Origin of the sequence: Microbacterium sp. p3-SID336, assembly GCF_025143365.1 — a bacterium.
Lineage (GTDB): Bacteria > Actinomycetota > Actinomycetes > Actinomycetales > Microbacteriaceae > Microbacterium.
Genome location: NZ_JALXPE010000025.1, coordinates 37,362 through 55,995, shown reverse-complemented (window position 1 = coordinate 55,995; position 18,634 = coordinate 37,362). Strand labels below are relative to the sequence as shown.

Genomic DNA, 18,634 nt, shown 5'->3' with positions numbered 1-18,634 from the left:
GCATCATCGACGTTGGAGGGAACATCCATGAGCACCCCGCACCACGACCACACCCCGCACGACGCCCCCGCCGGCACGGACCCCCATCCCGCGCCGGCGACCGCCGACGCCCACGCGGGCCACGCCCCCGCGGGCCACGATGCCGCGGGCCACGATGCCCACGGCGGCTCCGACGCGCAGGCGGGCCATGATGCCCACGGCGGCCACGACGCGCAGGCGGGCTACGGCGGCCATGACGCGCAGGCGGGCTACGGCGGCCATGACGCGCAGGCGGGCCACGGCGGCCACGGGGGCCACGGCAGCGTTGCCGATCACGATGCCCACGCGGGCCACGACGCCCACGCGGGCCACGGCGGTCACGACGCCCACGCGGGCCACGGCGGCCACGGTGGTCACGGCGATCACGTCGCGCAGTTCCGGCGACTGTTCTGGATCATGCTCGTGCTCGCGGTCCCCACGGTCGTGCTGTCCGGCATGTTCGCGATGATCCTCGGCTACTCGCTGCCCGACGTCCCCGGACTCGCGTGGGTCTCTCCGGTGCTCGGCACCGTCATGTACATCTGGGGCGGCAGGCCGTTCCTCACGGGCGCCGTGTCCGAGCTCCGCGCGCGCAAGCCAGGGATGATGCTCCTGATCGCGCTGGCCATCACGGTCGCGTTCGTGGCCTCGTGGGGCGCCAGCCTCGGGCTGCTGCATCACGAGCTCGACTTCTGGTGGGAGCTCGCACTGCTGATCGTCATCATGCTGCTCGGCCACTGGATCGAGATGCGCTCGCTCGCCCAGACCACCTCGGCGCTCGACTCGCTCGCGGCGCTGCTGCCGGACGAGGCGGAGCGCGTGGAGGGCGACGAGGTCGTGCGGGTCGCACCGGCGGACCTCCGAGTGGGTGACGTGGTCGTCGTCCGCCCAGGCGGCAGCATCCCCGCAGACGGCCGCATCGTGGACGGCCGCGCGTCGATGGACGAGTCCATGGTCACGGGCGAGTCGCGCACCGTGTCGCGCGGCGTGGGAGACACGGTCACGGCCGGCACCGTCGCCACCGACTCCGGCCTGCGCGTCGAGATCACCGCGACCGGTGACGACACGACCCTCGCCGGCATCCAGCGCCTGGTCACCGAGGCGCAGAACTCGTCCTCCCGCGCGCAGCGGCTCGCCGACACCGCCGCGGGCTGGCTGTTCTGGTTCGCGCTGGGCGCCGCCGCGATCACCGCGGTCGTCTGGACCCTGTTCGGCCTTCCCGACGACGCCGTGATCCGCACGATCACCGTGCTCGTGATCGCCTGCCCGCATGCGCTGGGACTCGCGATCCCGCTCGTCGTGTCGATCGCGACCGAGCGTGCCGCCCGCGGTGGAGTGCTGGTCAAGGACCGTCTCGCGCTGGAGAGCATGCGCACGGTGGACACGGTCCTGTTCGACAAGACGGGCACGCTGACCAAGGGCGAGCCGGTGGTCTCCGAGGTGTCCGTCGCCGGAGACCTCGAGGCGGATCAGGTGCTGGCACTCGCGGCGGCGGCGGAGGCCGACAGCGAGCACCCTCTGGCGAAGGCGATCGTGCGCGCCGCGAAGGACCGGAACCTGGCGGTCCCCGCGAGCCGCGACTTCACGTCGTCGCCGGCGGTGGGTGTCACGGCGACCGTCGACGGCGCCACGGTGCGCGTGGGCGGGCCGCACCTGCTCACGGAGGAGGGAGCCGAGGAGCTCTCGGTGGCCGAGCAGTGGCGGGCGGACGGCGCGATCATCCTGCACGTCGTGCGCGACGGCAAGGTCATCGGCGCGCTCAAGCTCGCCGACGGGGTGCGGGCGGAGTCGCGCGAGGCGGTCGATGCGCTGCACGCGCTGGGAGTGCAGGTCGTCATGATCACGGGCGACGCGGAGGCGGTGGCGCACACCGTGGCCGCCGATCTCGGCATCGATCGGGTGTTCGCGGGCGTGCGCCCGGAGGACAAGGCGGCCAAGGTGCAGGAGCTTCAGGGCGAGGGACGCCGGGTCGCGATGGTGGGCGACGGCGTGAACGACGCTCCCGCGCTGGCGCAGGCAGACGTCGGGCTCGCGATCGGTGCGGGCACGGATGTCGCGATCGCCTCGGCCGGGGTCATCCTGGCCGGCGACGATCCGCGTTCGGTCCTCTCGGTGATCGAGCTGTCGCGGGCGTCGTACCGCAAGATGAAGCAGAACCTGTGGTGGGCCGCGGGGTACAACCTGCTGTCGGTCCCGCTCGCGGCGGGCGTGCTGGCGCCGATCGGGTTCGTGCTGCCGATGTCGGTGGGTGCCGTGCTCATGTCGTTGTCGACGATCGTGGTGGCGCTCAACGCCCAGCTGCTGCGTCGGCTCGACCTGAGACCGGAGGTCACGACCCGCGCGGTGCTGAAGCGCTGACGGCTGCTCGGGCCCGACGCTAGCGGCTCGGGCCCGAGACGTCGCTCTCCCGGTCCGTCGGCTCGTCGGCTGCGGCGTCGCGTCGCAGCCGTTCGAGCAGGACCAGCCCGGTGGCGAGGAGGATCAGCCCGATCACGACGCCCCAGGCGTCCGGCGTGGAGAGCAGCAGCGCGACGCCGAAGCCGAGCGGGATGAACGGCCCGAAGAAGTCGGTCCAGGTGACCGCGGGACGACGCAGGTCGCTCACGACCGCACCCGCAGGTCGGGCGGCGTGATCGTGGTGTCCGCCCTCTCGGCAGCCCTGGCCGCCTCGTGGCGCCGGTTGCGGGCGACGAGGACGAGCAGGGTGATGAGGACCCAGGTGACGGTGGAGATGCGGTTCGCCGTCAGCGGCGAGAAGCCGAGAGAGCCGGCGACCGTGACGACGGCGAGCAGGAACGCGAACCACTGGCCGGACTTGTCCAGGCCGCGGGGAAGCGTGAACATCGACAGCGTCACGATGCCCATCAGGATGAGCCCGATCACGCCGCCGACGATGAGTGACTCGGCCACGGCGCCGTCGTAGGGCATCTTCCAGCCCGCGGCGCCGACACCCGTGAGCGGGTTGTAGGTGAGGGCCTGGTCGACCACGGTGGTGAATGTGGAGTCGGTGTCGAAGCGTCCGGCGCTGTACAGCTCCAGGAAACCCTGGTCGCTGGACTTCACGAAGAGACGGCCGAGGTAGTTCGCGCCGGTCCACTCCGAGAACACCCCGGATTGCACGACGCCTGCGAGGATCAGGACGAGGCCGAACAGGGCCGCCACCTTGCGCCCGCCGCGCTGCGACCAGAACCAGTACAGGACGATGAAGGGAAGGCCGCCGAAGATGAAGACCTTCGAGACGCTGATCAGGCCGCCGAGGGTCATCAGGGTGACCAGCACCGCCACCAGCACGGGGCGGTTGTTCCACGCGTAGATCGCCGCCAGGCCTGCGACGCCGTAGAGCGCTCCGGCCTCGGAGGGCAGGTTGAAGATGCCCGAGTAGCGGCCCATCTGTGCCGCGAGGTCGGCCGTGGTCGTGCTGTCCTCGTTCGCCCAGAACGGGCGCATGAACGCGGCGACGTCGACGCGGGTCGAGAGGATGGCGATGGCGCCGTTGATCGCCATGGCGACCGCGACGATCTTGCAGAAGCGCTTCAGCAGTCGCTCGGAATCCTGTTCCGGCACGACCGACCAGATGAGCAGCATCAGCGCCAGCGGCGCGAGCACGTTGTCGAGTCCGCCGAGCAGGGAGCCAGGGGGATATGGCATCTCCCCAGCACTGGGGGCGATGACCCCGAGCGTCGCGACCACGACATAGCCGATCCAGGGCAGGAAGAATCGCAGGCCGCCCTGCGGCCGGAACCGCGAGAAGATCACCGGCAGCATGAGGAGCGTCAGCCCGTAGACAGCGGCCTGCTCCGTGCGGATGCTCTGCAGCAGATAGGGACCGAAGGTCGCCAGTGCCAGCGTGGTGACGACGAAACCCGCCGTGCGCGAGGGTCGCCGAACGTCGGTCTCGCTGGGGCTGGGGCTGAGAAGCGCGGAGGCCATCGGCCCGATCCTACCGCGGAGCGAGATATTGGTATGACGGTCACACAGGTGTCTGCTGATGCAGCACGAGGCGCCAACGGCCGTCCGACCACGCGTAGGTCGAGATCATGTCCGCCGTGTAGCGCTGCGTTCCGCGCCGGCCGCGGAAGCGGTACACGATCGCGGCCGCATCCACGCCGAGCTCACGCATCCGCACGTCCGCCAGGGAGAACTCGTCCCACGGTGGCGCCTGCTCCAGCCCCGCGATCGCCTCGTCCTTGGTCGCGACCATGCCGGGCATCACGAAGACCGCGTCCTCGCGGCACACCGCGCGATAGTGATCGAGGTCGCCGAGAGAGAGCAGCTCCTCGCTCGCCCGCAGCTCTTCCATCAGACCCATGGCGTCCCCCTCATCGTCGGCCGCTCCATCGCCGGAGCGCGCGCACTGCCACCACGACCGTGACCACCCAGGGCCCGACCACGATGATCGGGTCGAGCCACGTGTGCCGGAGATCGAGGCGTCCGCGGCCGAACCGGGAGGCGAGCGGATGGTGGGTGAACTCCGCGGCCACTCCGGTCTGCGTGATCGGCTCGTCCGGGCGGCGGGTGAAGAGGGAGCGCGCGTGTGCGGTCACGGCGTCCACCCGGTCGCCGAGCACCAGCAGGAGCCAGCGGGTGTTCTTCGTCTCGCTGAACCGCGCGTAGGCGAAGCGGCGGATCGCCCCGGAGACGCCGTGCAGGGGCTGCGCGGTGCCCCACACCGGAGGCAGCATGGCGTGCTCGATCGAGCGCTCCCGCCCGCGGTCGGGCCCCTGACGCTCCGGCACGTCCCAGTGCGCGCCGGTGTCGCCGATGTCGTCCACCTGCTGCCAGGTGCGGCGGTGCTCGGGCGCGAGGTCGGAACCCCACCCGGGGATGCGTGCGCGCAGCTCGTCGGCGGGCGGCGCGAGGTCGGGGCGGGAGGCTTCGTACGGCATGGTCACTCCTCTCCGACGACCACGAGCGGCTTGATGCAGTCGTCGAGTTTGGCCGAGAACACGTGGTAGGCCTCGGCGATGTGTTCCAGCGGGAATCGGTGGGTCAGCAGCTCGCTCGGCTGCACGTGACCGGCCTGGATGTGCTCCAGCAGGCGCGGCCACTGGCGCTTCACCGGAGCCTGGTTCGCACGCACGGTGAGCCCCTTGTTCACGATGTCGCCGAGGCGCACCGCGGTGACGACCGGCCCGTACGCGCCCAGGATCGACACGGTGCCGCCCTTGCGCACGGAGTCGATGGCCCAGTTGACGGCGACGGGAGAGCCGCCCTGCAGCTTCAGCTTGGCGCCGGTGACGTGCTGCACCACGCTGCCGTCCGCCTCGGCGCCGACCGCGTCGATCACGACGTCCGCTCCGAGGTAGCCGGTCGCCTTCTTCAGTGCGAGCACGATGTCGCCCACCTCGGACAGCAGCATGGTCTCGGCGAAGGCGAAAGTGCGTGCCTTCTCCAGGCGGTAGTCGAGGTGATCGACGACGATCACACGTCCGGCGCCCAGGAACCACGCCGAGCGGGCGGCCGCCAGCCCGACGGGCCCGGCGCCGAACACGACCACGGTGTCCCGCTCGGCGATGTCTCCGAGCTGTGCGCCGAAGTAGCCCGTGGAGTACGCGTCGGTGAGCAGCAGGGCGTCCTCCGAGCTCAGCCACTCCGGGATGATCGAGGGCCCCACGTCGGCGAACGGCACGCGCACGAACTCGGCCTGTCCGCCGTCGTAGCCGCCGGTGCTGTGCGAGTAGCCGTAGATGCCGCCGACCGCGGTCGCGTTGGGATTCACGTTGTGGCAGTTCGAGAACAGCCCGCGCCGGCAGAAGTAGCAGGAGCCGCAGAAGATGTTGAACGGCACCATGACGCGGTCGCCGCGCTGCAGGGTCTGCACCGAGGAGCCGACCTCCTCGACGATGCCGACGATCTCATGGCCGAAGGTGTGCCCGATGCGGGTGTCCGGCATCATGCCGTGGAACAGGTGCAGGTCGGAGCCGCAGATCGCGGCGCGCGTCACCCGGACGATCGCGTCGTTGGGATGCTGGATGGTCGGCTCGGGCTTCTCCTCGACGCGGATCTTGTATGGACCGCGGTAGGCCATCGCCTTCATCGGAGGGCTCCGCGGGCGGCGTGGGGGATCATGGCGTGCTCCTTGTCTCACGGGCGGGGGCCCGCGGCGTCGACGGGTGGCTGGGCGATCGACGCTAGACACCGCTGCCGTCGTCCCCGAGGGGATTGACGCGGCCGCGGATGGGGCGTAGCGACGCCGACGGTGCGCGTCCTTCCACGCGGCTGCCCCGGTCGGGGCAGCCGCGTTCCGCTGCCGGGCGTGGTCAGCCGGCCATCGGGGGAGCGCCGGCCAGGCGGGCGCGGCGGCTCCGCAGCCCCAGCACGATGCCGCCGAGGACCGCCGCGATCAGCGAGCCGAGCAGCACGCCGATCTTGACGTGGTCGTCGGCGACGCTGCTCGTGCCGTAGGCGAGCTCGCCCACCAGGAGGGAGACCGTGAACCCGATGCCGGCCAGCAGCGACATGCCCGCGAGATCGGGCCAGCGCAGCGATTCGTCCAGGCGCAGGCCGCGGACGCGGCTGAGGAGGAACGTCGTCAGGAGGATCCCGAGGGGCTTGCCGACCACCAGGCCGACGATGATGCCGATCGTGATGGGGTCCACGAGGGCAGAGACGAGTCCGTCGACACCGCCGATGTCGACGCCGGCCGCGAAGAACGCGAAGACCGGCACCGCGACCAGCGTCGCGACGATGCCCCAGCGGTCGGCGAAGTGCGCCGCCAGGCCGTCGTACACCGGAGCGCCGTCGGCATCCGTTCCGGTCCGCACGCGGGCACGGCGGGTGGGTCGCACCGGCACCAGGAAGCCGAGCAGGACGCCGGCGACGGTGGCGTGGACGCCGGAGGCGTGGATGCACACCCAGACCGCGACGGCCAGGGGGAGCAGCACCCACCACGAGCGGACGCCGTTCTGCGCGGCCAGAGCGAATCCGGCCAGGGGGAGCAGCGCCAGGATGAGCCACGGGGCGTCGATCGTCTCGGTGTAGAACGTCGCGATGATGGTGATCGCGATGAGATCGTCGATGATCGCGAGCGTCAGCAGGAACACCCGCAGGGCCGGGGGGAGGAACCGTCCGACGACGGCCAGCACGGCCACGGCGAACGCGATGTCGGTGGCCGTGGGGATCGCCCAGCCACGCAGCACGTCCTCGGCTGCGTTCGCGTTCAGCGCGACGAACAGTGCGGCGGGGACGGCCACGCCACCGACGGCCGCGGCGATGGGAAGGGCCGCGCGGCGGGGGTCGCGCAGCCGTCCGGCGACGAACTCCTCCTTCAGCTCGAGCCCGACCACGAAGAAGAAGATGGCGAGCAGTCCGTCGGCGGCCCAGGCTCCCACGCTCAGCTCCAGGTGCCATTCGGGGATGCCGAAGCGGAAGTCGCGGATGCTCTCGTACCAGGGAGCCGCGGGGGAGTTGGCCAGGATCAGAGCGGCGAGGGTGGCGGTCAGCAGCAGGCCGCCGCCGAGCACGTCGCTGCGGGCGGTGGAGCGGATGCCGCGCCACAGCTCGTGCGGTGCGAGTCGGAAGCGGGCAGGGGACGACGAAGAAGACACAGGGATACCTCACGGAAGAACGGGTGGGTGACGCGACGCAGCCGCACCCTTCCGGGCGCGGCTATCCCTGTGGCGGCGGGCACCCGGCGATCTCGCCGTGCGAGAGGGTGCCCCAGACGCTGGTCCACCCGTTGGTGCCGGGGTGCAGCACGACCCGCATCCACTCCGTCATCGGCGTCGCCGAGAAGAGACGGCGCGGGGCGCGCGTTGATCCGGCGACGTGGAGGAGGGGCACCCCACCAGGCTACCCGCCGGCAACGAGAAGAGGGACCGCCCTATGGGCGGTCCCTCTTGCTGTACGTGCCCCCGACAGGAGTCGAACCTGCGACCTACGGTACCGGAAACCGGCGCTCTATCCACTGAGCTACGGAGGCGTACCGATCGACAATATCACTCGTCGGGGGTGCTCTCCGACCCACCGGCCTCGGTGACCGGCGCGGCGCGCAGTGCGTCGAGGTCGGCGGCGAGCTTCTCGGCGAGGTAACGGTGCCCGTCGGTGGACGGGTGCTTGCGGCCGACCTCCACGTCGATCACGGCGAGATAGTTCTGCGGTGTGATCCAGTTCTCCGCCACGGGGGAGATGTACCACCAGCCGCGCGCGGCCGCGAGCTCGGACAGATCATGGTCGATGCGGGCGGTCGCCGCGCCGACGGGGAGCTCGTGCGGGGCGGGGCCGAGCACGACGATCGTCGCGTCGGGGTAGAGCGCGGCGAGTGCATCCCACGCGGCGGTCACGGCCTCGCGGTAGCCGTCTACACCCTGCGCCCTGTCGTTGATCGAGCCCTGGATGATCACGAGGTCGGGGTCGAGCGCGGGGTCGAGCGCCGCGATGCGCTCGCCGAAGGTGGGGCCGTCGAGGCCGGGCTTGAGGTATCCGCTGCCCCGCACGCCGTTCACCACGGTCGTGCCGTGCAGCAGATCCGCGAGCACGTACGCGTAGCCGAGCGTGGGGTCGGTCGCCGCGGAGCCGTACGTCCACGAGTCGCCGAACACCAGCACCGTCGGCTGATCGGGCAGCGCGAGCGGGGCCGGCGCGATGACAGCGGAGACCTGGTCGTCGCCGGCGGCGGCGCCCGCGACCGGCGCGGCGGAGGGTGCCGGCGTCCATGGCCGCCAGACGCCGAGCGCACCCGCGGACACGGCGAGGAGGAGGACGGTGGCGACCCCTGCGGTGCGCAGACGACGACGGATGGCGGGGGCCTTCATGGCATGAGAGTAGATCACGGTCGCGCGAACGCAAACTCGGCGCGGTCGCGGGCGGCGGTCGGCGCCTGGCCGCCCCCGTAAACTGGGGAGTCTATGAATCCTGAAACGCTCGCCACCGCCCTCCTCGCCGTCCTCGCTCCGATCGCCGAGGAACGACGTCCTGGCGAGCCGCTCGACCTCACCGCCGCCGACATCGTGCTGGAGCGTCCGCGCAACCGCGAGCACGGCGACTGGGCGTCGAACATCGCGATGCGTCTGGCCAAGCCCCTCGGCACGAACCCGCGCGAGCTGGCGCAGCAGATCGCGGAGGGGCTCGCCGAGGTGGACGGCGTCGCGAGCGCCGAGGTCGCCGGTCCCGGCTTCCTCAACATCCGTCTCGACGCCGCGGCCGCGGGCGCACTCGCCAAGGTGATCGTCGACGCGGGCCCGGCCTACGGCACGAACTCCTCGCAGGAGGGCGTGAGCGTCAACGTCGAGTTCGTCTCGGCGAACCCCACAGGTCCGCTGCACATCGCGCACACGCGCTGGGCGGCCCTGGGCGACGCGATCGTGCGGCTGCTCCTCGCAAGCGGCGCCACCGCGGTGCGCGAGTACTACATCAACGACGCCGGGGCGCAGATGGACCGCTTCGCCGCCTCCGTGCTGGCCGCCGCCAAGGGCGAGCCCACCCCGGAGGGCGGCTACCCCGGCGCGTACATCGCCACCCTGGCGGAGCGCGTGCTCGCGGCGCGCCCCGACCTTCTCGACCTCCCCGCCGCAGAGCAGCTCGACGTGGCGCGCGAGCTCGGGTACGAGTACCAGCTCGCCGAGATCAAGCACTCGCTGGACCGCTTCAACGTGCCGTTCGACGTGTGGTTCTCCGAGCGCACCCTGCATGCGAAGGACGCCGACGGCCTCAGCCTGATCGACCGTGCCGTGGACCGCCTGCGCGCGCAGGGGCATGTGTTCGACGAGGGCGACGCCGTGTGGGTGCGGACCACCGACTTCGGCGACGACAAGGACCGTGTGATCCGCCGCTCCAACGGCGAGTACACCTATTTCGCCGCCGACGCCGCCTACTACCTCGACAAGGGTGACCGGGGCTTCCGCGACAAGATCTACCTGCTCGGCGCCGACCACCACGGCTATGTGCATCGTCTGAAGGCGGTCGCGGGCGCGGCGGGCGACGACCCGCAGAAGAACATCCAGGTGCTGATCGGGCAGATGGTGTCCATCAACGGCGCCCGTCTCAGCAAGCGCGCCGGCAACATCATCGAGATGGACGACCTGCTCGACTGGCTCGGCACCGACGCGCTGCGCTACTCGCTGGAGCGCTCGCCCGCGGACTCGCCGCTGGACCTCGACCCCGAGCTGCTGCAGAAGCGCACGAATGACAACCCCGTGTTCTACGTGCAGTACGCGCACGCCCGCACGCACAACGTCGCGCGCAACGCCGCCGACTCCGGAGTCGACCGCTCCGAGTTCGCACCGGAGACCCTCACGCACGAGACCGAGGCGGCCCTGCTCGGCGCGCTGCAGGAGTTCCCGCGCGTGGTGGCGTTCGCGGCGCAGGTGCGCGAACCGCATCGCGTCGCCCGCTACCTGGAGGAGCTCGCGGGCCTGTATCACCGCTGGTACGACAACTGCCGCGTGATCCCGCTGAGCGACGACCCCGTGGAGAGCGTGCACCGCACGCGCCTGTGGCTGAACGACGCCGCCGGCCAGGTCTTCCGCAACGGTCTCGACCTGCTGGGCGTCTCCGCTCCGGAGCGCATGTAGCCACGGCGGCTCGCCGCGGTGCGGAAGGATGACCTCATGAGCGACGACAACCGCACGCTGCCGTATCCGGAGCCGTCGGCGGAGCAGCCGACCCTGGTGATCCCCGGCTCGCAGGAGGACCGGACGGCCGCTGCGACCCCGCGCCGTCGCCGATGGCCGTGGGTGCTGCTGATCGTCGTGGTGGTGCTCGCGGTGCTCGTGGTGGCCGCGGAGCTGATCGCGCGTGCCGTGCTGCCGGGGATCGTGCGATCGGTCGTCATCGAACAGCTCGACCTTCCGGCCGACCAGGAGCTCGACGTGGAGGCATCGGGGCTGCTGCTCCCGCAGCTGATCGGCGGGCGGCTCGACAGCCTCCACCTGTCCACCGACGCGGTGACGCTCGAGGGCATCACGGGCGCCGTGGACGTGACGGCGACCGGTGTGCCGCTGCGCGGAGGGGACCTCGGCGGTGCCGACGGTACGATCCGCATCGATCAGGACCAGTTCACCGCACTGCTCTCCGGGACGGATCTGCCGGTGCAGTCGGTCGCGCTCGAGGCGCCGAACGCGACGCTGAGCGGCTCCTTCGACGTGCTGGGCACAGCCGTGCCCGTCTCGGTGACGCTCACCCCGGGTGCGGTCGAGGGGGACCTGGAGCTCACGCCGGTGGCGGCGAGCGTGGGCGGAATCGACATCGACCTGAACCGCGTCGGGTCGTCGCTCGGCTCGCTCGGTGAGGGGATCACCGAGCCGCGGCGCGTGTGCATCGCCGATCAGCTTCCGGCCGGTCTCACGCTGACGGGACTCGAGATCGTCGACGGCGCGGCCGTGATCGATGTCGACGTCGACGGGGCGATCGTGACGGACGAGTCCCTCCAGGACAAGGGCACCTGCCCGCGCTGACCCGCGTCGGCGCGCTCAGCCGGCGACCGCGTCCATCCGCTCGGCGAGCCGTGCCGCCAGCCATTCGGGGCGTTGCAGCGGGATGCCGTGCCCGCACCCTTCCACGACCTCGACGGTGCTGCAGGGGAGGGCGTCGTGCAGGGCCGCGGCCGAGCGGTGCATGAGCGGCTTCTCCTTCTCGCCCACCAGCACCAGCGGAGACCCGGGGAAGTCCGCCCACCCCGCCGGAGGGACGAAGCGGAGGTTGGCCTCGACCGCCGTGAGCAGGGTCTCGCGCGAGATGCCGGCCGAGGTCTCCAGGTAGGCGGGCAGCAGGTCGTCCGGGATGAACAGCTCGCGCGCCTGCAGGCGGGCGAACCGCTCGTTCCGCGCGAGCCCCGCCGTCGCGCGCAGCAATGCCAGCGTCGGCCCGACGGCGCGCAGCGGCACCGCCTGAGCGCTGATCACGACGGCGTCCGCGACCAGATCGGGGCGCTGCGCGGCGAGCTGCACCGCGAGCTGGGCGCCCAGCGAGAAGCCGACGACGAGGGCCCGTTCGCCCTCGCGCTCCAGCAGCACGGCCAGCGCCGCGACGGTCTCCGCGTGAGACGTGTACGGCTCGGCGGCGCTGCGCCCGTGACCAGGGAGGTCGGGCACGAGCAGGCGGCGGCCGTCGTCCAGGTGCGCACGCACCGGGTCCCACATCCAGCCGGCCACCCCGCCGCCGTGCAGCAGCAGCAGCGGCCGTGAGCCGGCGGGCCCGAAGGTCTCGTGGTGCATGTCAGTCCCTTTCGAACGCGGCGGCCATGCGGCCGATGGTGTCGATGGCGCCCTCCAGCCGCTCGCGGTCGAGGGGACCGAGCAGCCGGGCGGCGGAGAGCAGGCCGATCGTGGCGCTGGAGAGTGCGAGCGCCAGCTCCTCCGGCTCCACGTCGGGGACGACGCGGTGGTGCTGCTGCAGAGTGCGGATCCAGGCGATGACGCCCTCGTGCCGTTCGCGGTAGCGGGCGTGGGGCTCTGCGGCGACATGCGCGCCGAGGATCCCGCGGTCGTCCAGGAACGCCGCCGTCATCAGCGGATCGTCGAGCAGGGCGCGCGCGGTCTCCCGGTAGGCGGCGCTCAGCGACGGATGCGCCCCGAGCTCCTGCTCGACGCGCTGGGCGATCCGGGCGTTGCCGCGCTGCAGCAGGGCGTCGAGGATGTCGCGCTTGGCGGAGAACTCCAGGTACACGGCGCCCTTGCCGATGCCGGCGCCCTCCGCCACCGCGGCGATGCTCATGGCGTCGAAGCCCTGCGCGAGGACGAGAAGCTCGGCGGCGTCGAGGATGCGGTCGCGGCGGTGGGGGACGAGCGGCCTAGGCATGCGCGTTCTCCGCGAGGTGCTGGAGCAGCGCGGGCAGCACGACGTCCGGGCGGTCGCGCTGCACCCAGTGGCCGGCGTCGGGGGCCACGACGAGCCGTGCATGCGGGAGCAGTCGCGCGGCGGTCTCGACGCGAGCGAGGGGCACTCCGGAGTCGCGGTCGCCGTGCACCAGGAGGACAGGGGTGTCGATCTCGGCGAGCCGGTCGGTGTAGACGGTGCGAAGGCCGTTCCACCCCACCTGGTCGCGCTGCCATTCGCCGAAGGTCGTCAGGCCGCGGCCGTCGGCCGCCTCGGCGAGCACCGCCCGGACGAGCTCGGGGGTGCGGGCCTCGGGGGAGCGCACGAGGTCGCGGAGACCGCGCTCCATCGCGGCGGGGTTGCGCGCGTACGAGCGGGTCATCGCGGCGAGCAGTCCGGTGCGCAGCAGCAGGAACGTGCTGAGCTGGGTGAGTGCGGCGGTGGGGCCGTCGGCGAGCCGCGGCATGAGGCCATAGCAGCCGAGAAGGGCGGCCGCTCTGGCCTCGCCGGGGCGAGCGAGCAGGTGCCCGAGCGTCATGCCGCCCCCGAGGGACAGCCCGGCGACCGCGTAGTCGCGCAGGGCGAGCGCGTCGACGAGGTCGCCGACGTACTGCACGAGCCGCTCCTGGGTGACGGGCCAGTCCGCGCGGGGACTCTCGCCGAACCCGGGGTGATCGGGCGCGATCACCCGGTGGCCTGCGGCGGCGAGCTCGGGCGCGATGCCGCCCCAGGAGAGGGCGGCACTGTCCGCTCCTCCTCCGTGCAGGAGCAGCAGGGGGAGGCCGCTCTCGTCGGCGGGCGCCCATTCGCAGACAGACACTTCGGCGCCGGGAAGGGTGATGCGGGTGCGTCGCGGAGTCATGCCCGTCCTCTCGTTGTGACCAATCTAGCACTTCTGGTCACAACGGGGACTGTCCCGCTCAGCTCGGGTGCGCCTCCTCGGCCGCGGCCCGCTGCGCCTCCCGCAGCTCGGCCGTGGCGATGCGCACGTCCACCTCGGCGCGCTGCAGGCGACGCTGTACGAACGTCCTGGCGCCGAAGCGCTCGTGCAGCCGATCCGTGCGCTCCTCCTCGGCCGTGACGATGTAGGCGCACGCCACGAGGATCACCTGCGTCGACAGGTTCAGCCAGATCAACAGCGCCAGCAGCGAGGCGAACGACGCCAGCAGCGGGTTGCTGGTGGCCCCGCCCACGAACAGCCCGGACAGCTGCTGCAGCACGATGAGGCCGAACGCCCCCAGCAGGGCGCCCGTCCACAGCGAGCGGGCCGCAGGGCGCACGCCGGACAGCAGCAGGAACGCGCCGATGATCAGCCCGGCATCCAGGGCGAACACCACCAGCAGCGACAGCAGGCGCACGGTCCAGGCGACCAGCGGCGAGTCGGACGGGAGTTCCAGCAGATCGGCGATCCACGTCGCACCGAGCTGACCGACGAACGTGAGGCCGGCCGCGAGCACGAACGCGACGCCGATGCCGAGGCCCAGCAGCAGATTGCGCACCATCACCCAGATGAAGAGGATGTCGTCCTGCACGGTGCCGGCGATGACGCGGATGGCCGTGCGCAGCGAGCCGATCGCGCCGAGTGCGGAGCCGATCAGCGCCACGAGGGAGATGATCCCGGCGATCGAGAAGGAGGCGGGCGAGCGCAGATCCTTCGTGTCGATCACGCCGTCCTCGCCGATCAGCCCGGGGACGGCCGACTGCACGGCATCGATGATGGCGCGCCACGCGTCCGGGTTGCCGGAGAGCCAGAGCGCCGCGATCGAGAAGCCGAGGAGCACACCAGCGAACACACTGAACAGCGCACGATATGTCACGCTGTCGGCGAGCATCGGGCCGCGTCGCTCCGAGTAGAGCAGGGCGGCGCGAACGGGGCGCCGCGCGAGCGCCCACGCGATGACCGGACCGGTGATGCGCGCGACGAGGCCGGGACGCGACGGCGCGTCGGAGGAGGTCTGGCTGTCTCGGGTGTCGGTGTCTGTCACGACCCCACCTTAGAAGGGCCGTCGCGGCCGTCCCCAGGGGGTTGACGCGGGTCGTCACCGTGCGCAGGGCGACGTGGGCGTTGCCCTAGAATCGGGGGCAACTCGATGTGCGCCCCCTCCGCCCGAGATCCGACCCACGATTGGTGCCCCGTGCTCGCTCCTGCCGACTCGCTCGCCCCGGAATGGCTCCTGGTCCCCGACGACCCGAACGACCTTGCGAGCGGCGTCTGGCCGGCCTCCGCCACGCGCGACGCCGACGGCGCGCTCGTGCTCGCCGGGGTGAGCGCCGCTGAGCTGGCGCGCACCTACGGCACCCCCGTGCTCGTGCTCGATGAGGACGAGGTGCGCACGCGCGCCCGTGCCTTCCGCGTCGCGTTCGACAGTGCCGCGTCCGCACACGGCACCACGGCCCAGGTGTACTACGCGGGCAAGGCGTTCCTGAGCACGACGGTCGCCCGCTGGGTGGTCGACGAGGGCCTGCGGATCGATGTGTGCACGGGCGGAGAGCTCGCGGTGGCGCTGGCGGCGGGCGTCGCGCCGGCGTCGCTGGGCTTCCACGGCAACAACAAGTCCGTCGCCGAGCTGGAGCGCGCCGTCGAGCTCGGCATCGGCACGATCGTGGTCGACAGCGCCATCGAGATCGAGCGGCTCGCCGCGATCACCGCACGCACGGACGCGGTGCAGCGGGTCATGGTCCGCGTCATCAGCGGCGTCCACGCCGAGACCCACGACTTCCTGGCGACCGCTCACGAGGATCAGAAGTTCGGCTTCCCGCTGCCGGAGGCCGCGGAGGCCGTCGCCCGCATCCGCGAGATCCCTGGGCTGGAGTTCGCCGGGCTGCACTGTCACATCGGCTCGCAGATCTTCGGCGTCGCCGGGTTCCGCGAATCCGCCGCGCGGGTGCTGGAACTGCACGCCGCGCTGCTCGACGGGGGACCGGTCCCGCAGCTGAACCTGGGCGGCGGCTTCGGCATCGCCTACACCCGCGTGGACGACCCCACGCCGATCGACGAGCTCGCCGGCGCGATCGTCGCCGCGGTGGCCGAGGGCTGTGCAGCACGGGGCATCCCGGTGCCCGCGCTCTCGTTCGAGCCCGGTCGGGCGATCGTCGGCACGGCCGGCGTCACGCTCTACGAGGTGGGCACCACGAAGGACGTCACGATCGAGTCGGGGGCCACGCGGCGCTATCTGAGCGTCGACGGCGGCATGAGCGACAACGCCCGCACCGCGCTCTACGGAGCCAGCTACTCCGCGCGTCTGGCCTCGCGGGAGGGCACCGGGGCGCCGCAGCTCAGCCGCGTCGTCGGCAAGCACTGCGAGTCCGGCGACATCGTCGTCGACCACGAGTACCTCCCGGCCGACCTCGTGCCCGGCGACCTGCTGGCCGTGCCGGCGACCGGCGCCTACTGCGCGTCGCTGTCGAGCAACTACAACCACGTCCCGCGGCCGCCGATCGTGGCGGTGCGGGACGGACGCTCGCACGTCATCGTCCGCGGCGAGACCGTGGACGACCTGCTGGCCCGCGACGCGGGCATCGACGGGGCGCATGCCCCCGAGGGAGACCGATGATCCACCCCCGAAGGAGCACCCATGACTGACTACCGACGACTTCGCGTGGCGCTGCTGGGCGCCGGAGCCGTCGGCTCCCAGGTCGCGGCGCTGCTGCTGCGGCACGGCGACGAGCTCGCCGACCGCGCCGGAGCCGCCCTGGAGCTCGCGGGCATCGCGGTGCGGGACGTCGACGCGCCGCGCGACGTCGAGCTGCCGAAGGAGCTCTTCACCACCGATGCGGAGTCGCTCATCCTCGGCTCCGACATCGTGATCGAGCTCATCGGGGGCATCGAGCCGGCGCGCACGAGCATCCTCCAGGCCATCGGCTCCGGGGCGGATGTGGTGACGGCCAACAAGGCCCTGCTCGCGACGCACGGCCCCGAGCTGTTCGAGGCGGCCGACCGCGTCGGCGCGTCCGTGTACTACGAGGCCGCGGCGGCGGGTGCGATCCCGATCATCCGCCCGCTGCGCGATTCGCTCGCCGGCGACCGGGTCGTGCGCATCATGGGCATCGTCAACGGCACCACGAACTACATCCTCGACCGGATGGAGACCGAGGGCGCGGACTTCGCCGATGTGCTGGCGGACGCACAGCGCCTCGGGTACGCGGAAGCAGACCCGACGGCCGACGTGGAGGGCTACGACGCGGCGCAGAAGGCCGCGATCCTCGCGAGCCTCGCGTTCCACACCGCCGTTCCGCTGGAGGCGGTGTACCGCGAGGGCATCACGGCCATCACCGCGTCGATGATCGAGGAGGCCCGCGCGGCCGGCTTCGTGATCAAGCTGCTCGCGGTGTGCGAGCGCATCGAGGCGAACGGCGCCGAGTCCATCTCGGTGCGCGTGTATCCCGCCCTGGTACCCGCCTCCCACCCGCTCGCCTCCGTCCACGGCGCCAACAACGCCGTCTTCGTGGAGGCCGAGGCCGCGGGCTCGCTGATGTTCTACGGCGCGGGCGCCGGCGGCGTGCAGACCGCCTCCGCCGTGCTCGGCGACGTGGTGTCCGCGGCGCGTCGCCACATCGCGGGCGGCGTCGGCGTCGGCGAGTCCACCAGGGCGAACCTGCCGGTCGTCCCGATCGGGCATGTCACCACCCGCTACCAGATCACGCTCGAGGTCTCCGATGCGCCGGGCGTGCTCGCCACGGTCGCCGGCATCCTGAGCGACGGCGGCGTCTCGGTCGCCACCGTCGTGCAGACCGTGGAGGGCGAGGACGAGCCGACCGCACGTCTCGTGATCGGCACGCACCGTGCCACCGAGCAGGCCCTGAGCGACACGGTCGACGTCCTCGCCGACAGCGACGTGGTCGCCAAGGTCGTGTCCGTGCTGCGGGTGGAAGGCGAGTGACCACCGTGACCGCTCCGGCATCCGAGGAGCAGGCTCCGGCCGCGACCCGCGAACTCATCGGTCGCACGGTCGAGGTCACGGTGCCCGCGACGAGCGCCAATCTGGGCCCCGGCTTCGACACGCTCGGCCTCGCGCTCAGCATCTACGACCGGCTCGAGGTCACCGCGCTGCCCGAGGGTCAGCTGGAGATCGCGGTCTCCGGTTCCGGCGCGGAGGACATCCCCCGCGACGACTCGAACCTGATCGTGCGCACCATCCGGTACGTGTTCGCCGATGCCGGGCGCACCATGCCGGGCCTGCGCATCGTGGCGCACAACGGCGTGCCGCACGGCCGCGGCCTCGGTTCCTCCGGGGCGGCCGTCGCCGCGGGCGTCCTGGCCGCGAAGGGACTGCTGGAGGGCGATCTCGACCTGTCGGACGCGGACCTGCTGCGTCTCGCGACGGAGATCGAGGGCCATCCGGACAACGTCGCCCCCGCGCTCTTCGGCGGACTCACGATCGCCTGGATGGGCGAGCGCGGGCCGCAGCACAAGAAACTGCTGGTGCACCGCGGCGTCTCGCCGCTCGTACTCGTGCCCCCGTACACGATGTCGACCTCGCAGGCGCGGTCGCTGCAGCCGCCGCAGGTCTCCACGGCCGATGCGGTCTTCAACGTGTCCCGCTCGGCGCTGCTGATCGCGGCGCTCATGCAGAGCCCCGAGCTGCTGCTCGATGCCACGGCCGACCGGCTGCACCAGGACTACCGGGCGCAGGCCATGCCGGAGACGCAGCGTCTGGTGCAGGCTCTGCGGGCCGCGGGCTTCGCGGCCGTCGTGTCCGGCGCGGGGCCGAGCGTGCTCGTGCTGGCGGACGGGCCGGGGAGCCGTCAGGATGCGGTGGAGGTGGCCAACCGGGTGTCCGACACCCCGTGGGAAGCGCTCCTGCTCGCCGTCGACGTTCGTGGTGGTACAGTGGGGGATCGAGCGGAGGGCTCCACGTAGATT

At 71.9% G+C, this 18,634-nt stretch carries 18 protein-coding genes and 1 tRNA gene; 6 read left to right on the top strand and 13 right to left on the bottom strand.

Going from position 1 to position 18,634, the window contains the following annotated elements; all coding sequences use genetic code 11:
- Positions 1-27: 27 nt before the first annotated feature.
- Positions 28-2,376 (top strand): heavy metal translocating P-type ATPase, encoded by a 2,349-nt coding sequence (locus tag M3C17_RS09320; protein WP_396819934.1) that lies wholly within the window; start codon positions 28-30, stop codon positions 2,374-2,376.
- 19 nt (positions 2,377-2,395) lie between these two features.
- On the opposite strand, the gene M3C17_RS09315 is transcribed toward M3C17_RS09320, so the two are convergent.
- The 9 genes from M3C17_RS09315 to M3C17_RS09275 all read right to left on the bottom strand — a co-directional run bounded on the left by M3C17_RS09315 (position 2,396) and on the right by M3C17_RS09275 (position 8,771).
- Complete coding sequence (locus M3C17_RS09315; protein WP_259977399.1) at positions 2,396-2,623, bottom strand: hypothetical protein; 228 nt, start codon at positions 2,621-2,623, stop codon at positions 2,396-2,398.
- Positions 2,620-3,948, bottom strand: coding sequence for a hypothetical protein (locus M3C17_RS09310; protein ID WP_259977398.1), 1,329 nt, complete (start codon positions 3,946-3,948; stop codon positions 2,620-2,622). Before M3C17_RS09310 ends, M3C17_RS09315 begins: the two co-directional genes overlap by 4 nt.
- A 40-nt stretch (positions 3,949-3,988) precedes the next feature.
- Positions 3,989-4,327, bottom strand: coding sequence for a nuclear transport factor 2 family protein (locus M3C17_RS09305; protein ID WP_259977397.1), 339 nt, complete (start codon positions 4,325-4,327; stop codon positions 3,989-3,991).
- A gap of 10 nt (positions 4,328-4,337) precedes the next feature.
- Positions 4,338-4,904, bottom strand: a complete 567-nt coding sequence (locus M3C17_RS09300) for a hypothetical protein (RefSeq protein ID WP_259977396.1) — start codon at positions 4,902-4,904, stop codon at positions 4,338-4,340.
- A 2-nt stretch (positions 4,905-4,906) separates the two neighbouring features.
- Entirely contained in the window at positions 4,907-6,055 is a 1,149-nt protein-coding gene (locus tag M3C17_RS09295; RefSeq protein ID WP_259977395.1) for a zinc-dependent alcohol dehydrogenase, read from the bottom strand.
- Between the two features lie 223 nt (positions 6,056-6,278).
- The gene (nhaA, locus tag M3C17_RS09290) at positions 6,279-7,565 is read right to left on the bottom strand and encodes a Na+/H+ antiporter NhaA (protein ID WP_259977394.1); all 1,287 of its coding nucleotides are present in this window, start codon (positions 7,563-7,565) and stop codon (positions 6,279-6,281) included.
- Positions 7,566-7,626: 61 nt separating this feature from the next.
- Positions 7,627-7,800 carry a hypothetical protein gene (locus M3C17_RS09285; RefSeq protein ID WP_259977393.1) on the bottom strand — a complete coding sequence of 58 codons (174 nt, stop codon included), beginning with the start codon at positions 7,798-7,800 and terminating at the stop codon, positions 7,627-7,629.
- A gap of 66 nt (positions 7,801-7,866) precedes the next feature.
- Positions 7,867-7,939, bottom strand: a tRNA-Arg gene (locus M3C17_RS09280).
- Positions 7,940-7,955: 16 nt separating this feature from the next.
- Entirely contained in the window at positions 7,956-8,771 is an 816-nt protein-coding gene (locus M3C17_RS09275) for an SGNH/GDSL hydrolase family protein (RefSeq protein ID WP_259977391.1), read from the bottom strand.
- 93 nt (positions 8,772-8,864) lie between these two features.
- Here M3C17_RS09275 and argS point away from each other — a divergent pair, with 93 nt between their 5' ends.
- On the top strand, positions 8,865-10,529 hold the full coding sequence (gene argS / locus M3C17_RS09270) for an arginine--tRNA ligase (RefSeq protein WP_259977390.1): 1,665 nt from the start codon (positions 8,865-8,867) through the stop codon (positions 10,527-10,529).
- A gap of 36 nt (positions 10,530-10,565) precedes the next feature.
- Positions 10,566-11,411, top strand: a complete 846-nt coding sequence (locus tag M3C17_RS09265) for a DUF2993 domain-containing protein (protein WP_259977389.1) — start codon at positions 10,566-10,568, stop codon at positions 11,409-11,411.
- A 15-nt stretch (positions 11,412-11,426) separates the two neighbouring features.
- Here the strand turns inward: M3C17_RS09265 and M3C17_RS09260 are convergent, their stop codons facing one another.
- Genes M3C17_RS09260 through M3C17_RS09245 form a run of 4 tightly spaced genes read right to left on the bottom strand, consistent with a single transcriptional unit; the run spans position 11,427 to position 14,756 of the window.
- A complete protein-coding gene (locus M3C17_RS09260; RefSeq protein WP_259977388.1) occupies positions 11,427-12,170 on the bottom strand; it encodes an alpha/beta fold hydrolase in 744 nt (247 codons plus the stop codon).
- 1 nt (position 12,171) lies between these two features.
- Positions 12,172-12,753, bottom strand: a complete 582-nt coding sequence (locus tag M3C17_RS09255) for a TetR/AcrR family transcriptional regulator (RefSeq protein WP_259977387.1) — start codon at positions 12,751-12,753, stop codon at positions 12,172-12,174.
- Entirely contained in the window at positions 12,746-13,633 is an 888-nt protein-coding gene (locus tag M3C17_RS09250) for an alpha/beta fold hydrolase (RefSeq protein WP_259977386.1), read from the bottom strand. Before M3C17_RS09250 ends, M3C17_RS09255 begins: the two co-directional genes overlap by 8 nt.
- Before the next feature lie 58 nt (positions 13,634-13,691).
- Entirely contained in the window at positions 13,692-14,756 is a 1,065-nt protein-coding gene (locus M3C17_RS09245; RefSeq protein ID WP_259977385.1) for a YihY/virulence factor BrkB family protein, read from the bottom strand.
- A gap of 150 nt (positions 14,757-14,906) precedes the next feature.
- On the opposite strand from M3C17_RS09245, the gene lysA reads away from it, so the two are divergent.
- The 3 genes from lysA to thrB are packed head-to-tail and all read left to right on the top strand — an operon-like array spanning position 14,907 to position 18,631.
- On the top strand, positions 14,907-16,325 hold the full coding sequence (gene lysA, locus M3C17_RS09240; protein ID WP_259977384.1) for a diaminopimelate decarboxylase: 1,419 nt from the start codon (positions 14,907-14,909) through the stop codon (positions 16,323-16,325).
- Between the two features lie 21 nt (positions 16,326-16,346).
- Positions 16,347-17,651: a homoserine dehydrogenase gene (locus M3C17_RS09235; RefSeq protein WP_259977383.1), complete on the top strand. Its 1,305-nt coding sequence runs from the start codon at positions 16,347-16,349 to the stop codon at positions 17,649-17,651.
- Between the two features lie 5 nt (positions 17,652-17,656).
- Positions 17,657-18,631 (top strand): homoserine kinase, encoded by a 975-nt coding sequence (thrB, locus tag M3C17_RS09230; RefSeq protein WP_259977400.1) that lies wholly within the window; start codon positions 17,657-17,659, stop codon positions 18,629-18,631.
- Positions 18,632-18,634: the final 3 nt, after the last annotated feature.

What these genes read in the sequence shown, in the direction of transcription:
- M3C17_RS09320 (WP_396819934.1), top strand. Translation starts at nt 28, where the DNA reads ATGAGCACCCCGCACCACGACCACACCCCGCACGACGCCCCCGCCGGC.
- M3C17_RS09310 (WP_259977398.1), bottom strand. Translation starts at nt 3,948, where the DNA reads ATGGCCTCCGCGCTTCTCAGCCCCAGCCCCAGCGAGACCGACGTTCGG.
- M3C17_RS09305 (WP_259977397.1), bottom strand. Translation starts at nt 4,327, where the DNA reads ATGGGTCTGATGGAAGAGCTGCGGGCGAGCGAGGAGCTGCTCTCTCTC.
- M3C17_RS09300 (WP_259977396.1), bottom strand. Translation starts at nt 4,904, where the DNA reads ATGCCGTACGAAGCCTCCCGCCCCGACCTCGCGCCGCCCGCCGACGAG.
- M3C17_RS09295 (WP_259977395.1), bottom strand. Translation starts at nt 6,055, where the DNA reads ATGAAGGCGATGGCCTACCGCGGTCCATACAAGATCCGCGTCGAGGAG.
- M3C17_RS09275 (WP_259977391.1), bottom strand. Translation starts at nt 8,771, where the DNA reads ATGAAGGCCCCCGCCATCCGTCGTCGTCTGCGCACCGCAGGGGTCGCC.
- argS (WP_259977390.1), top strand. Translation starts at nt 8,865, where the DNA reads ATGAATCCTGAAACGCTCGCCACCGCCCTCCTCGCCGTCCTCGCTCCG.
- M3C17_RS09265 (WP_259977389.1), top strand. Translation starts at nt 10,566, where the DNA reads ATGAGCGACGACAACCGCACGCTGCCGTATCCGGAGCCGTCGGCGGAG.
- M3C17_RS09260 (WP_259977388.1), bottom strand. Translation starts at nt 12,170, where the DNA reads ATGCACCACGAGACCTTCGGGCCCGCCGGCTCACGGCCGCTGCTGCTG.
- M3C17_RS09255 (WP_259977387.1), bottom strand. Translation starts at nt 12,753, where the DNA reads ATGCCTAGGCCGCTCGTCCCCCACCGCCGCGACCGCATCCTCGACGCC.
- M3C17_RS09250 (WP_259977386.1), bottom strand. Translation starts at nt 13,633, where the DNA reads ATGACTCCGCGACGCACCCGCATCACCCTTCCCGGCGCCGAAGTGTCT.
- M3C17_RS09235 (WP_259977383.1), top strand. Translation starts at nt 16,347, where the DNA reads ATGACTGACTACCGACGACTTCGCGTGGCGCTGCTGGGCGCCGGAGCC.